Annotated in this window: 18 protein-coding genes; all 18 read left to right on the top strand. The window is 53.1% G+C overall.

The features are described from left to right. The first annotated feature begins 12 nt into the window (after positions 1–12). The 18 genes from EXY20_RS17035 (at position 13) to EXY20_RS17115 (ending at position 14,625) form a co-directional block, all read left to right on the top strand. Entirely contained in the window at positions 13–840 is an 828-nt protein-coding gene (locus tag EXY20_RS17035) for a conserved phage C-terminal domain-containing protein (protein WP_135553292.1), read from the top strand. After that, entirely contained in the window at positions 818–2,212 is a 1,395-nt protein-coding gene (locus EXY20_RS17040) for a replicative DNA helicase (RefSeq protein WP_135553293.1), read from the top strand. The genes EXY20_RS17035 and EXY20_RS17040 overlap by 23 nt, the downstream gene beginning before the upstream one ends. After that, positions 2,181–2,528: a hypothetical protein gene (locus EXY20_RS17045; RefSeq protein WP_135553294.1), complete on the top strand. Its 348-nt coding sequence runs from the start codon at positions 2,181–2,183 to the stop codon at positions 2,526–2,528. The genes EXY20_RS17040 and EXY20_RS17045 overlap by 32 nt, the downstream gene beginning before the upstream one ends. Positions 2,529–3,458: 930 nt before the next feature. Beyond that, the gene (locus EXY20_RS40665; protein ID WP_407944921.1) at positions 3,459–4,028 is read left to right on the top strand and encodes an endonuclease VII domain-containing protein; all 570 of its coding nucleotides are present in this window, start codon (positions 3,459–3,461) and stop codon (positions 4,026–4,028) included. Next, positions 3,986–5,563, top strand: coding sequence for a DNA methyltransferase (locus tag EXY20_RS40670; RefSeq protein ID WP_407944923.1), 1,578 nt, complete (start codon positions 3,986–3,988; stop codon positions 5,561–5,563). Before EXY20_RS40665 ends, EXY20_RS40670 begins: the two co-directional genes overlap by 43 nt. Continuing rightward, positions 5,560–7,326, top strand: coding sequence for a DNA cytosine methyltransferase (locus EXY20_RS17055; protein WP_135553295.1), 1,767 nt, complete (start codon positions 5,560–5,562; stop codon positions 7,324–7,326). The genes EXY20_RS40670 and EXY20_RS17055 overlap by 4 nt, the downstream gene beginning before the upstream one ends. Positions 7,327–7,447: 121 nt before the next feature. Continuing rightward, the gene (locus EXY20_RS17060; protein WP_135553296.1) at positions 7,448–7,735 is read left to right on the top strand and encodes a hypothetical protein; all 288 of its coding nucleotides are present in this window, start codon (positions 7,448–7,450) and stop codon (positions 7,733–7,735) included. A 43-nt stretch (positions 7,736–7,778) separates the two neighbouring features. Beyond that, positions 7,779–8,009, top strand: a complete 231-nt coding sequence (locus EXY20_RS17065; protein WP_135553297.1) for a DUF7352 domain-containing protein — start codon at positions 7,779–7,781, stop codon at positions 8,007–8,009. Positions 8,010–8,034: 25 nt separating this feature from the next. After that, the gene (gene dnaN / locus EXY20_RS17070; RefSeq protein WP_167859305.1) at positions 8,035–9,117 is read left to right on the top strand and encodes a DNA polymerase III subunit beta; all 1,083 of its coding nucleotides are present in this window, start codon (positions 8,035–8,037) and stop codon (positions 9,115–9,117) included. Between the two features lie 340 nt (positions 9,118–9,457). After that, positions 9,458–10,009: a DUF1064 domain-containing protein gene (locus EXY20_RS17075; protein WP_167859306.1), complete on the top strand. Its 552-nt coding sequence runs from the start codon at positions 9,458–9,460 to the stop codon at positions 10,007–10,009. Beyond that, positions 10,006–10,359 (top strand): hypothetical protein, encoded by a 354-nt coding sequence (locus EXY20_RS17080; protein ID WP_135553300.1) that lies wholly within the window; start codon positions 10,006–10,008, stop codon positions 10,357–10,359. Before EXY20_RS17075 ends, EXY20_RS17080 begins: the two co-directional genes overlap by 4 nt. Beyond that, positions 10,356–11,291, top strand: a complete 936-nt coding sequence (locus tag EXY20_RS17085) for a phage Gp37/Gp68 family protein (RefSeq protein WP_135553301.1) — start codon at positions 10,356–10,358, stop codon at positions 11,289–11,291. Before EXY20_RS17080 ends, EXY20_RS17085 begins: the two co-directional genes overlap by 4 nt. Continuing rightward, positions 11,288–11,503 (top strand): hypothetical protein, encoded by a 216-nt coding sequence (locus EXY20_RS17090; protein WP_135553302.1) that lies wholly within the window; start codon positions 11,288–11,290, stop codon positions 11,501–11,503. Before EXY20_RS17085 ends, EXY20_RS17090 begins: the two co-directional genes overlap by 4 nt. Continuing rightward, a complete protein-coding gene (locus EXY20_RS17095; RefSeq protein WP_135553303.1) occupies positions 11,500–11,715 on the top strand; it encodes a hypothetical protein in 216 nt (71 codons plus the stop codon). The genes EXY20_RS17090 and EXY20_RS17095 overlap by 4 nt, the downstream gene beginning before the upstream one ends. Beyond that, on the top strand, positions 11,696–12,073 hold the full coding sequence (locus tag EXY20_RS17100) for a hypothetical protein (RefSeq protein WP_135553304.1): 378 nt from the start codon (positions 11,696–11,698) through the stop codon (positions 12,071–12,073). The genes EXY20_RS17095 and EXY20_RS17100 overlap by 20 nt, the downstream gene beginning before the upstream one ends. A gap of 22 nt (positions 12,074–12,095) precedes the next feature. After that, the gene (locus EXY20_RS17105) at positions 12,096–12,854 is read left to right on the top strand and encodes a putative metallopeptidase (protein ID WP_135553305.1); all 759 of its coding nucleotides are present in this window, start codon (positions 12,096–12,098) and stop codon (positions 12,852–12,854) included. 83 nt (positions 12,855–12,937) lie between these two features. Next, the gene (locus EXY20_RS17110; RefSeq protein ID WP_135553306.1) at positions 12,938–14,191 is read left to right on the top strand and encodes a phosphoadenosine phosphosulfate reductase domain-containing protein; all 1,254 of its coding nucleotides are present in this window, start codon (positions 12,938–12,940) and stop codon (positions 14,189–14,191) included. A 38-nt stretch (positions 14,192–14,229) separates the two neighbouring features. Further along, positions 14,230–14,625 carry a beta-sandwich lipoprotein gene (locus EXY20_RS17115; protein ID WP_135553381.1) on the top strand — a complete coding sequence of 132 codons (396 nt, stop codon included), beginning with the start codon at positions 14,230–14,232 and terminating at the stop codon, positions 14,623–14,625. Positions 14,626–14,652 lie beyond the last annotated feature (27 nt).

Raw genomic sequence — 14,652 nt, forward strand, 5'->3', positions numbered from 1 at the left:
CAGGTGGTGTGAATGGCCAAGAACCCGAATCTCGAAGACGGGTTTACGCAGATCGCGAATGAACTCATGGAGCAGGTACCGCGGTTCAAGTTCAATGGTACACATCTCCGCATCATCCTCGTGATCTGGCGCTACACTTACGGATTCCATCGAAAGAAAAAGGATTTGTCGGTATCATATATCGCTGAAGCAACGGGGATTTACAAAAAGCAAATCGAGCGGGAACTGAATGTTTTAATCGATCGCAAGGTGGTCACCGTTGTTTCAATTGCTACTGGAAGGAGGCCGCGCATCTTGGGTTTTAACAAAAATTACGATGAGTGGGAAGACGTAGACCCCTCTAAAAAGGGGTCACAAATGGACATGTTTAGCACCCTCGAATTAGAGGGTAGTGACCCCTCTAAAAAGAGGACTCAAGATGACCGTAGCACCCTCGGATTAGAGGGCCAAGAAAGAAATATATTAAAGAAAACTTTAAAGAAAGGGATTTACGCAGAAATAATCGGCTATTTAAATGAACGAACCGGAAAGAGATTTAACCATAAAGTCAAGAACACGCAGGAACTCATTAACGGAAGGTTAAATGAGGGGCGAACGTTCGAAGACTTTATCCAGGTCATTGATACAAAGTGTTCGCACTGGCTCGACGACGAAAAAATGAATCAATACCTGCGACCAGATACGCTCTTCCGTCCCAGCAATTTCGACCGGTACCTGAACCAAGAGACGTCCGCAGAACAGAAACGCGATCCAACACTTGAGTCGCGTGACAAGGAAGTTGCCTTCCAGCAGTGGATTCAGGAAGGGAACGATCCGGATGGATTCGATTGGAGTCGATGATTACAAAGAGCTTCAGGCGGAACGCGCCATTCTTGGCGCCATTCTTCAAAAGCCCGAGTGCTTAGACGATCTTGACGAATTGGAAGGTAGAGACTTCTCACAAAAGCGAAATGAATTGATTTTCAAGGTCATGCGCTGGCTGCACCAGAAGGACAGCCCTGTAGATATCGTCACGATCACGGAACACTTTGTTCGTCGCGACAAAGTAGCGGATATGGGCGGCGTCGATTATCTGATGCAACTTCGCGAGTCGGTACCGACTTTAGCGAATTTGAAGACATACGTCGAATTGGTTCGATCATCAGCCTTTCGCCGGCGCGGCGTTGAGGTTGGGCAAAAAATAATCGATTTGCCCCGCGATGATTATGAGTCGGATGAAGAGTATTTTTCGGCGATCGAAGACATTGTCGACGGGCTTCGGCCGGGAAACGTCGCGGAAATGCGTAGCTTCTCCGAAACAGCGACGGATTACTTCAAGCATTTGAATAGTAAGGCCGGAAAGATCCTTTCCGGATTCGACCAGTTCGATAAATGGGCGCAGCTGTGGCGCGGATGGCTCTATGTGATCGCCGGCCGGCCGTCGGTTGGGAAAACGGCGAAGGCGTTACAGTTGGCTGTCGGTATCGCCCGCCAGCGCCGGGAAGTCGATATGATTGTTCGTGATTACAAAGATGCCGGTTGCGTGCTGATCTTCTCGCAGGAGATGGGTGAGAACGAACTCAAAGACCGGAAAATCGCCAACCTATCCGGTGTCAGCTACAACCGCATCATTGATAAGGGTGGAGAAAAAGGGTTCACGGATGATGAGCGGAAGGCGATCGAGAAAGCTTACGCCGAACTCGAATCGCTGCCCATTTACATCATGGACAAGCCGGCTATTACGATCGATGAGATTCGTTCGATTGCGAGGCGATTCCGAAAGCGTCATGGAAAAATCGCAGCGATCATCGTCGATTACCTGCAGATCATGGGCATCCCGCAAAAGAAAGGTGAGCAGCGTTCACAGGCGATCGGGCGAGTGACTGGTGCAGCAAAGCAAATCGCACGGAAGGAAAATTGCGTCTTCATCATGCTATCGCAGATGACGCGGGAGTCGGAAACAGCGGAAGAGCCGATGCTTTCCCACCTCAAGGAGTCAGGCAGCATTGAGCAGGACGCCGACGTCGTGGAATTCCTATGGCACGATCCGGAGGACGTCGAGACGGGCGGCAAAGTCATCCAGTCCGTGTTCGCAAAGGGCCGAAATATCGGCACGAACAAGTTCCGCTACCTTTTCCAAGGCTGGCTTCAACGATATAAGGAGTTGGACAAAAAAGAGAAGAAGGAGGGCGAATGGCCGGTTGGCAAGCGAAAACAAAATCGCGGACGATGATGCCTACGAAAAATCGAACGCTTGGCTTGTTATGAAGGCGCTCGAAATCATTGACCCACTTATCTCTGAAGACGAGAAGGCCAAGCTGCAACGCCAATACGACTACGTCGCGGAGGAAATGGAACGGTACCGACGCGGCAAACGAATCTTACAGCATCCGGGGCTGCGCGATCAGTACGATCAGCTTGGCTACAAGTATTACGTATTCGATCAGCCAGCGGAACCGACCGCAGTAACTCCAGAATCGGAACCGCCGCAGCCCGAACCAGAGCCGCCGAAGAAACCGGTATACAACTACTTCGATGATGATGATTGAGGTGAGATATGCAGCAATATCTGGACTTTTTGAAATCGAAGATCGTCGTCGCCAAGGAATCCGGATTCGATGTTTCGCCTGATGAAGTCAATCCGATTATGAAGCCGCATGCTAGGGATGCTGTAGTATGGGCGATCAAGGGTGGACGACGAGGGTTGTTCGAGTCATTCGGATTGGGAAAGACAAGTCAGCAATTGGAATTTTGCCGGATTGTAGTCAAACACAAAGGCGGTAAAGCATTGATTGTTTTACCGCTCGGCGTAAAGCAAGAATTTATCAGAGACGCTGTCGAGTTGTTGGGAATGGAAGCGCCGGAATATGTGCGGACCATGGATGAAGTCCGTCAGGCCGCATCGTCGATACTGTTGACCAACTACGAGCGCATGCGTGATGGCGACATCGATCCAAAATACTTCACCGCCGTATCGCTCGACGAAGCATCTATCCTGCGCGATTTCGGCAGCAAGACGTACCAGACGGCGTTGCGGAAGTTCCAAGGCATACCGTACAAGCTCGTTTGCACGGCGACGCCGTCACCAAACAAGTACAAGGAGTTGATCCACTACGCCGCATTTCTGGAGATTATGGACAGCGGGCAGGCGCTGACCCGATTCTTCCAGCGGGATTCGACGAAGGCCAACAACTTGACGATCTATCCACACAAAGAGGAAGAATTTTGGCTTTGGGTTTCGGCCTGGGCGCTGTTCATAACACGGCCAAGCGACTTGGGACATGATGATACTGGCTATGACCTGCCGCCGCTCGAGATCCGGTACCACGAAATTCCGGTCGACCACAGCGGCGCCGGTGCGGAGCGAGACGGGCAAATGCTGCTGCTGCGTGACGCGGCACTCGGATTGAAGGATGCGGCGCGGGAGAAACGGGACAGCATTGAAGCCCGGATAGGAAAGGCCATGGAGTTGATTGAGAGTGACATCAGAAGAGCGCAGGAAGAGATACCAAAAGGAATACTACGAGAAAAACAAAAAACGATTGTTGGAGCTTCAGAGAATTCGCAACAAGAAAAACTATCAAGACAAAAAGGAAGTTTACAACCAGAGATCCAGAGCTTGGAGAGAAGCGAACCCCGAGAGAACGAAGAAACACGAAGAGAAGGCCAGGATAAAGCACGGGGAAAAACTGAAGAAAAGGAGCGCGGACTGGTATTTGAACAACAAGGAAACGGCAAGGCGGCAGACAAGGCAACGGAAATTGAAGAAGTATGGGCTGACGGAGGACGATTATCAAGCGCTGTTAGTTCAACAGAATTATCGGTGCGCAATATGCGGGTCTTCGAAAGCGCTGGAGAAGATGAACACCAACCTTTATGTGGATCATTGCCACAAGACGGGGGGAGTGCGGGGCCTTTTATGCCAGAAGTGCAATGCCGGGCTGGGGATGTTCAAGGAGAGTTTGGAATTAATAAAGAGGGCGGCAGTGTATCTAAACAATTCATCATCTGGTGCCACCTTAATGAAGAACAAGAGCGAATCGAAATAGCCTTGAAAGAAAGAGGAATTTCAGTCGCTTCGGTTTATGGAAGCCTCTCGGTTGAAGAGAAAGAACGGCGGTTGTTGGATTGGAAGCAACGAGAATACACCGTGCTTCTCAGTAAACCAGAAATACTTGGTTCTGGAGCAAACCTCCAACAATGCTATACTACTATCTTTGTCGGAATTAACTATTCTTTCAACGAGACTATCCAAAGTATTCACCGGATTCACCGGTTCGGGCAACAGCATCCATGTGAGGTGCATTTCATTCACATGGAGAGCGAGCGCGAGATACTGGCGGTGCTGCTCGAGAAGTGGCGGCAGCACGACTATCTGGTGGCGCAGATGGTCGAAATCATCAAGAAATACGGTTTGTCCGGCGTGTCGGTCATCGACAAATTAGCCCGGAGCATAGGAGTTGAGAGGGTGAAGATTCAAACCGAGCACTATACGGCCGTGAATAACGATTGCGTACTTGAAACGGCGGCGATGGCCGAAAACAGCATCGACCTGATTCATACGTCGATTCCGTTCAGCAACCATTACGAATATACGCCGAGCTACAACGATTTCGGCCATAACGAGGATACGGCGCGATTCTTCGAGCAAATGGACTTTCTGACACCGCAGCTGCTCCGGATCCTTCGGCCTGGACGAATTGCAGCCATCCATGTCAAGGACCGCGTTCTGTTCGGCAATGCGACCGGTACCGGCATGCCGACGATCGAGCCGTTTCATGCGATCTGCATTGACCACTACATGCGGCACGGATTTCAGTATATGGGCATGATCACCGTTGTAACGGACGTCGTCCGTGAAAACAACCAAACGTACCGGCTCGGTTGGTCGGAGGTATGCAAGGACGGTAGCAAGATGGGTGTCGGCTGCCCGGAGTACATCCTGCTGTTTCGTAAACTGCCGACGGACCGGAGCACCGCATATGCTGACGAACCGGTCACCAAGAGCAAGGACGAATACACCCGTGCGCAATGGCAGATCGACGCTCATGCATTCTGGCGCAGCTCCGGTGATCGGCTGTTGAGCAAAGAGGAGCTGATAGCGACGCCGGTCACCAAGTTGCAGGCCGCATACCGCAGATTCTCGCGTCGCAGCTTTTACAGCTACAAGCAGCATGTGGACATTGCAAAACGGCTCGACAAGGACGGCAAGCTGCCTGCCGCGTTCATGGTCGTGGCACCGGGAAGTTGGACCGACGAAGTATGGGACGACATCAACCGGATGCGAACGCTCAACACGACGCAGAGCCAGAAGCGCCAGCAGATGCACGTTTGTCCTCTTCAACTCGATATCGTCGAGCGCATCATCAATCGCTACAGCAACGCTGAAGACGTTGTGCTCGATCCGTTCGGCGGGCTGATGACGGTACCGATGCAGGCGGTCAAGATGGGGCGGCGCGGCTACGGCATCGAGCTCAACACAGACTATTTCCGCGATGGAGTCGGGTATCTGAAGGCGGCGGAAGCAGAGATAGACATGCCGACACTGTTCGATTTCGAAGATTTCAACGAGGTGCGAGCATGAATAAAAAAATCACAGCCATTTTCCCATTCGGTGGGATCGGTGGCGGCGCTATAGGAACGAAGCAAGCTCGACCGGAGGCTTTCGGAATCGTCGGAGATTGCGAGGTCATCTGCGGAATGGACGTCGATCCGGACGCTTGCCGCAATTTTGAAGCATTCACAGGAGCACCTTGCTACCAATTCGACTATTTTTCACGTCAGCAATACATCGACTGGCACGGACACGAGCCGCCGGAAGATTGGCGCGAGCTGACCCCGGACGACATATGGCGGGCTTGTGGGTACCAAACACCGGATATCAGTTACCGCAGCGCACCATGCAAGGGGTTTACGGGTCTGCTGGGCGGGGAGAAATCACAGTCGAAGAAATATCAAGCTTTGAATCAGCTCGCGCTTCGTGAAACAGAACTCACGCTGAAAGCGTTCGAACACGATCCGGTACCGGTAATGCTATTGGAAAATGTGCCGGGCATGCGGACACGTGGCAAAGAAGTTTTGAAGCAAATGAAGAAACTGCTTACCGATGCCGGCTATCTATTATCGGAACGCATCTATTGCTGCGGCGAAGTTGGCGGGCTTGGGGCTCGTCGGAAGAGGTACAAACTCATCGCCAAGCATAAAGACAAGTGCCCAGCGGAAATCTTTGAACCGACGCCATTAAAGCTGAAGACGATCGGCGACGTGATTGGACCATTGCCAATGCCCGGCGATGTTGCAGCAGGCGGTCCTCACCATCGGGAACCTAAATTGTCTTGGCTGGTAGCGCTTCGGCTTGCGACGATCCCGGCCGGCAAGGACTGGCGGGCGTTGGAGGAATTGGACTGGCAGAATCTTCGGGTGCAGCATGAACCGCGGAACGGATCTTATGGCGTCGAGGATTGGGAAAAGCCGTCAAGAGCAATCACCGGCGCCGCCGGTCCGGGTAGAAGTAACAGCGCAACGGCCATATCAGACCCGCGAACTGGTTACTCGAATGCCAGATACAACAACATTTACCGCATCTACAGGCATGACGAACCGGCACCGTGTGTTACAAGCGGTGTGCATCCGAGCAATGGGGCAACGATGATTTCGGACCCAAGGGTTAACGCTTGGGCAGGGAAATATCCCGGAACATATAGGATATCCAGATGGCAAGAACCGTCGAGCACGGTACTCGGCCAAACCGACATCCAGACCGGCGCGCTGTCGATAAGCGATCCGCGGGTGAAAACGGAATTGTATCCGGATTGCTATGGAGTGCAGGAGTGGGACGATCCAGCCAAAACGATTCGGGCGACAGAACGCGTCATGCAGTCCGCATGCAGCATCGCCGATCCACGCGTCAGCTGCTCACCGCGGAATGGAACGTACGGTGTCATGGCGTGGGACGCTACTGCACCTACGGTTACCGGCGGGGATGTTCATTCTGGGACATCTGCCGTTGCCGACCCCCGGATTCCGAAAGATTATGAACGCGGCGTCTGGATCATCATTTCGCTGGACGGTACCCGGCATCGGGCGCTCACGACATTCGAGCTCGCGATGCTGCAGGGAATGCCTCGGTATATGCCGGATGGACGCCCGTTCGAGATGATAGGGGTCAAATCGGACAAGAAGGCAAGGGAACTGATCGGAAATCTTGTGCCGCCGCCGGCTGCCAAACGATGGATTGAGGAGATCGGGGCAGCGATACTTTGCAGCAGGATGGGCGTCATGTTCCGAATGAGCTTGTCACCGGTCTGGGTGGCGCCGGAGGATGAACAACCTCAAATCATTCATTGAGCGAGGCGACCAATGAGCCAATCAATCACGATACAATGCCCCAGATGTAATAAGCCGGCGCTCGCGAGTCCGTGCGGTTGGCTGTGGTGTCAACATTGTAGAAATGGGAAGGTGTGATCCAATGAACATTAAACAGCTGCAGGTCGGCGACAAGGTCAAATGGACCAGCCAGTCAGGCGGTTACCAGAAAGAGAAGCGCGGTACCGTATATGCAGTGGTGCCGGAAGGTGTAAACGCAATGGCGAAGTTACCGCGTAGTCTGCGGTCTACGCAGCGGAAGTTTGATACATGGCATTCAAAATATGTCCGATTCATCATCGCTGTTCCGCGCGGGGGCAAATCTGTTCTGGTTGATTACTACTGTCCCAACCCTGGTTTGTTGCAGTTGGATGAGGAACCCAATGGCTAGAATCTTGAAATACCCATTGATACCCAGCCGCGAGGTTCAACGAGTGGAATTGCCCTTGGGAGCGCAAGTCGTCAGTGTCATTGAGCAGAATGGAAAGATCATGCTCTATGCAATTTGCGATGAAATGGAACGGATGGAAAGGCGCGACCTGCTTGTCGTCGGCACGGGATGGAAGATCGATTTGACGGATTGGCCGCGGGTGGAACCGATCGGAACGGTCAAGGTCGACCCGTTCGTGTGGCACGTCTTAGAGGTTCATGATTTGCCGTTTTAAAATCTATACTCGAAAGGAGCAGGGCATGAAAATATCCATCGAACGCTCGATTCTGCTCGAAGCATTGACGCAGGTTTCGAAGGCCATCGAGGCCAAAACGAAAATCCCGATTCTCACGGGAGTTTACATCCGGGCGAAGGATGACCGCCTTTCAATACGCGGCTCGGACAGTATATTTTCAATTAGCGCCGACGTGAACGACTTCGAGATGCTCGATCCCGGCGCTTGCGTGATTCCGGCCAAGCAGCTGCTCGAGGTTGTCCGTAAGCTGCCGGAAGACACAATCACCATTGAATCGGACGGCAGCGGGACGCTGGTCCAGTGTCGGAAGTCGAAGGTGACGTTTCCCGCGCTGGATCCTGACGAATATCCAGCCGACGAAAAAGGCGAATCGGTGATGTATCGACTTGATGGCAAGCAGTTCGCTCGCATCGTCGAAGATACGGTTTTCGCGGTGCTTACCACGGATGGGACACCAATCCTGCAGGGCGTATGCTTCGAACTAAACGGCTCTACGTTGACCGCATCCGGATGTGACAGGCATCGACTTGGGCAACATGAATGTGGTTTTGAAATGGATGGACTGCTGCGGCTAACGGTTCCGACCAGCATCTTGACCACGGTGGCCGCCATGAAGCCGGACAGCATCGAGATTGGCTTTGCCGGCTCTAGCATCCGGATCGTCGCCAAACAGTACACGTTCGAATCGAAGCTGCTGGAAGGCATGTACCCGGACATCTCGAAATTGCTGCCGAACGCATTCACAACAATTGCAACTTGCAACACGCGCGACCTGCTGCGGGCCTTGGACTTGTCGAAGATCATCGCCGAAGGTAAGACCAAGATAGCGAAGATTGAGGTCGCGGCCAAGAGCATTCGGGTATCGGCCCGTGATACTGGAGCGATGGAAGAGACGATTGATGCTGACGTCGACGGGGGTGCTTTGATCGTTTCGGCGAACGCAGAATACCTGGTCGACGCGCTGAAATGCATCCAGACCGATCGGACTCGCCTTAAGTTCAACGGTGCTATGTCGCCTATTATTATCAGGGGCGAAGGCGACGAAGCAGCGACATTCTTGGTCCTGCCGTATCGCACCACGTCATAGAAAGGGGCGGCTAACCTATGAGATGTCAATTTCCCGACTGCCGCGTTCAAGCGACAACAAGATGGGCTATGGTCAAACTATGCGACGGCCACCGCGAATCAATCGAAGCGGAAACAGCCAAGTTTTATTACGGCAGGAACAACGGCAATAAGGCACCTGAAAGCAAAACACGACCGCTTTATATGAAAATAGCTTCCAAGATACCATGGTCCAAGTATTGCTTGGGATATCTTGACCAACCCGAAGAGTTATCAACTCACGCCGTCTGCGACGGATGCGGTAAAGAGTATTCGAAAAAGTGGTTGATCGGGCATAAGAAAATTTGCCAAGGAGGTGCGACGTGAGATTCCAGCGACGTAAAGCGTCCACCGACGGCGAAGAAACCCAAAGCAAATACAACGCGAAGAAGTCGATCCTGCATGTCGACACAGGTAATTTGGTCAGGGTATCTGCAAAAGAGCTTGCCGTATTCAAAGCGATCTCTTATGTTCCGGAGCAGCACATCATCTTCGACTCTGAACTCGAGGCCAAATACTACCGAGATATTTTGCTCCCACGGGTTCGCGCGGGGAAGATCAAGGTCGAGTTCCAGCCGAAGTTCACGTTGCTACCGAAGCAGGAGAAAGACGGCATCAAGCACATGGCCATTACCTATTCACCGGACTTCGCGATCATCCGGGAGGGCAGGAAGACGGTGTATGTCGATGTGAAAGGCGCAGAGGATCAGAAGTTTCCGTTGAAGCGCAAGATGTTCGATGCTGCATTTCCCGACTTTCCGCCGCTCGTTGTAATGAAGTACGCGAAGAAATTTGGCGGGTGGGTGACTTTCGAGGTTTGGACCGAAAAGAAACGAGCGGAGAACAAAGCAAAGAAAGCGAGCGTGTCGCAATGAGTGAACGGACTGAAACTAAGCATCAAACTTTTAATCTTAAATGGGAAAACCATCCGACATTCCGTGATCAAATGATTGTCAAAGATGCGGACGGGGACGTTTTCCTCTGGATGAACAGAATCACGGGATTCGTCAGCTTCAGCTTCAAATATTTTCATGTCTATCGCGAACAGCTGCTCGTCGAAGCGCTTGAACGGTATGTGCTAATTAGCCAGATGGCGGAAGACGGAGAATTGGAGATCGCGGAACTTAAACAAATGCTGAAGTTAGCAACGGTGCAAGCGGCTTATGCGACTGGTTGGTCAAGAGATCCGGAAGATGACCAGCCGCGCGGGGAGGGGCCGCGATGAGCGAGAACAGCAAAATTGAATGGTGCGATCACACTTTCAACCCATGGGTAGGCTGCTCCAAAGTATCACCAGCATGCGACCACTGCTACGCCGAGACATGGGCCAAGCGCGCGGGAACACCGGAATTGTGGCAGGGAGAGCGTCGGCGCACATCGCCCAGCAACTGGCGGCAGCCGCTGAAATGGAACGCGAATCACGAGCGGTTTTACGCCGAGTATGGCCGACGGCAGCGCGTATTCTGCGCTTCGCTCGCCGACATATTCGACAACCAAGCACCGCAAATGTGGCGCGACGACTTTTGGCAACTCGTCCGCGATACGCCGAATATTGACTGGCTTCTGCTGACAAAGCGGCCGCAGAACATCTTGCGGATGCTACCGGAGGACTGGGGAGATGGATACCCTAACGTGTGGCTCGGAGCCACGATGGAGGACCAAAAGCAAGCTGACTTGCGCATGGGATGGTTGATGCGAGTGCCGGCAGTTATCCACTTCGTATCCGCCGAACCGCTACTTGGCGAAATCGACATGGCAGAAACATTCGGTCTGTACGAATATGACGAAGGTCAGTGGGCTTTAAAGGTTGGATCGCGGTGGGCCGGTTCACCGGATTGGATTATCACTGGCGGAGAGTCCGGACCAGGCGCGCGGCCGTCACATCCGGATTGGTTTCGGAAGCTCCGCGACCAGTGCAAGGCTGCTGGCGTGGCTTTCCATTTTAAACAGTGGGGAGCATGGGCGCCAATGCCTGACAATCATCCTTTACCTCGAAATCTCGACAACGTCGGATGGTTCACTGTCGAAGGATTTTGCCCTCATGAAGTGGGGGCGGCATACGAAGGCGAACCGATGATGATGCGTGTCACAAAGGCCGAAGCTGGACGCCATTTGGATGGGCAGACATGGGACGAGTTCCCGGAGGTGCGGCCATGAATGCAAGAGACATCGAAAAAGAAAAGGTATACGTCGGCAAGAGCGGATTGCTTCGACGTGTCAATCGTTTTCGAATCATCGGGGCTTGTGGGGCCGATCCGGTTGGTGATATCTATTACACTCCGATCGACCGCCAGGGCAAAGAAGGCAAAGAGAAAGGGACTTCATCCGAATTGTTCGCGGCGTGGGCTGTCAGTGAGGTGCCGGGATGAAAAAGAAGCAGAGCGGCGCATTTATGATCGTGACCCGAAAAAACGTTTCGTATAACACCGGCAGCCAAATCACATTGGATGGCGGCGAACATCGCATCACGCACATCCAGAGCGTGGAATTGCTTAACGGCGGTATGAAGATCAAAGGTTGGTGCAAACCAATCGAAAATAAAAATCAAGGGAGTAATCCGAATGAAGGATCAAATCAGTGACAAGGTGTTCGAGTATATTGACGCATTGGCCGCAAAGTTGGGCGTCGCCGCCGAATATGTCTTTACGCTCATGATTCGGCAGATGGTCATGGAAGGCATTGTATATATTTGCGTGAGTGTTGTGTTGCTGGTTGCCTCGATACTCGGAGCGCGAAAATTATATGCATTTTGGCGTGAGAAAGATTTTGAGATCGAAGATTGTGAAGGACTGGCAATTTTCTCTGTCTTGCTTGGGATCGCCATGTTGGTGACAATCATTGTCGTTACAACGATCGTTTTGCCGGAATCGATTATGAAATTGACCAATCCTGGATACTACGCATTGAAAGAGATACTTGAAGCATTCGGAAGCAAATAAAAACTAAAGGAGCGATTGAGCCATGGCAAGAGCGCCGAAACGCGACAAGTTTCACACGGAAGCAGACAGGTTCGTTTACGAACGGCTGGGTAACGTTATCGCCGACCATCACAAGGATTTGAGCAAGACTGAATTTTTGATCCTGATGAAGCATGGCGGATGGCGCAGCAAGGGTAAAACTGTTTTCGCCAAAATGAAAGTCCTCGGCGATGATTTCCGCCGCACACTGAAAAAGGATGTTGTGCTTTACCTGAACGCCGATATGTGGGGGATTTTGACGGCACAACAGAAAAATTACGTGCTGGACCACCAACTCTATACGCTCGATACGGCCACAGATCGGCACGGTAGCGTTAAACGGGCGATGGACGGTCGTCCGATGCTGACCACGGTACCGCACGATTTCGAGGGGTTTCGCGAGGTGGTCAGACGGCATGGGATAGTTATGGACGACATTAAAAACCTGATGAACACTATGGTGCAGGCGAAACAAATCACGATCGAGGAAGCCGCAGCTGCAGCTGTAGAACAGTCGCATGAGCAATCTGCTCCGCCAGCGGAACTGGATGACCCGAACCAGACGACGCTGGACCAAGCGCTGAAAGACGCGGGCAACGGTGGTCTTGATATGGATGCCGAGATCGCAAATGCCGGCAACGTAGCAGATATCGGCCAAGCACGCTCTGCACGGAAGTCCAAGAAAGACAAGGAAGCGGCGGCCGCGCCTGAATCTTCGCAACCTGATGCGACGGGTACGGATGACGACGATTTGCCCTTTTGATAAAAACGGTGTCCGGGGCTTCGGCCCCGGATCGGATTGATAGACAACAGACTCATGAAGCGACATAGAGAGGAGCTTGAGGAATGGACTTGCAAACGAAAGTCATGGCGGCAGTGGCCGAAATCGCCGAGCAGTATTGCGATTCGGAGACGGTTGGCCGTCCATGGGCAGTGAGCTGGAGCGGCGGCAAGGACAGCACGACGGTACTCGCGCTTGTCTGCCGGGCGCTGCAGATGCTCCCGGCGTCGAAGCGGACTCGGGAAGTTATCGTCATTATGTCGGATACCAAGATCGAAAACCCGATCCTTGAGGACTATATGCGACGGCAAGTGCGGGCCGTCAATCGCTGGGCCCGGCAGAATGCGATGCCGCTGACAGCCGAAATCGTTTCACGGCCGATTAAGCGGAGCGTGTGGGTCGGGTGGCTCGGCTGGGGCTGGACGTTGCCCACGAACGGGGATGACCGTTATTGTACCCACGCTTTGAAGATTGAGCCGCAAAACCAGCGCTTGACCGACGTCAATCCATGCCTGCAGTTGATCGGCAGCCGGACGGAGGAGTCGACAAGGCGGGCCGCGACCATCGAGACGTATCGCGAGGAGCGCGGGAGCCGGTTCACGGTCAGCCCGTACTCTGATGGACGTCGCATCTATATGCCGATCGTCGAATGGACGACGGACGAGGTGTGGCAGGTGTTGCTCAACTCGCTGCCGTGGGGATCGTCAGACGAGATCCGACGCTTGTACAAGGACGCAACCGGTGAGTGTGCGCTAATCAATCCAGGCGGCTCCGTCAAGGCGACTCAGGCATGTGGTGCTCGGTTCGGTTGTTGGGTATGCCCGCCGATCACCAAGGACCGATCGACCGAGAATATGTCAAGCAAGTACGAGTGGATGAAGCCACTCACGGAATGGCGGCAATTGTTGAAGGACGCGCACAACCCGAAGAAGCATCCGGATTGGCGCAGCGGTTACCGACGCAACCGGACACCGCTCGGGCCGGGAAAGGGCTGTCTCGCAATCCATGCGCGTAAATATCTGTTGACGGAGCTCCTTCGGGCGCAGGAGGACGTTAACAAGCTGCGGGCGCTCGACGAAAATCCGCTGCACCGCGCTCCGATCGAGCTTATCAGCGCGGAGGAGATCGAGCTTATCCATGCAGCCTGGGAAGAGGACGCAGTGAAACGGCCGTGGTTGATCGACGACCGCGAAATGGAGCCGGGTGATTGGGATCGGGCCGTATTGCGCCTGGCGGAAAAAGAGGTCGTCAGGAAGCAGAAGCGCGCGGAGAAGAAGCAGAAGCTTGCCGACAAGGCATATCCAGCAGTGACGATATGACGCAGTTCGACGAAAAAACGAAGGAGATGGAAACAGGAATGAAAAATAAACTCGCAAGCACCCTTGTAATGCTCACGCTGCTGCTTTTGGCCGCATGCACCTCTGAAGCGGATACGGTGTCGCACAACCTTTCCAAAGCTGCTGACTCGTTCGAGGTGCAGCGCAGAATCATCTTTTTCAACGGCATTACGGACAAGTACCTGCTTACGATTGAGGGCTTATGTTCGCTCGGCAACAACGACAAGGAACGGGAATTGACAGTTACCTGCAAAGTGGGCGACAGCCAGTACAAGAAGCATTTCCTCGGCTTGAGCGATAACGTGAGCTTCCTTGTCGAGCAGACCGATGCTGCATACGCAGACCCGTACCACTACCGGATGCTGTTCCGGCCCGAAGCCATTATCCCGGACATCGATCTGCAGACAAGTAAATAAGCGAAGGAGGACCAGCCCATGAGCGAA

Source organism: Paenibacillus cymbidii, from assembly GCF_004764705.1.
GTDB classification, from domain to species: Bacteria; Bacillota; Bacilli; order Paenibacillales; family NBRC-103111; genus Paenibacillus_AN; species Paenibacillus_AN cymbidii.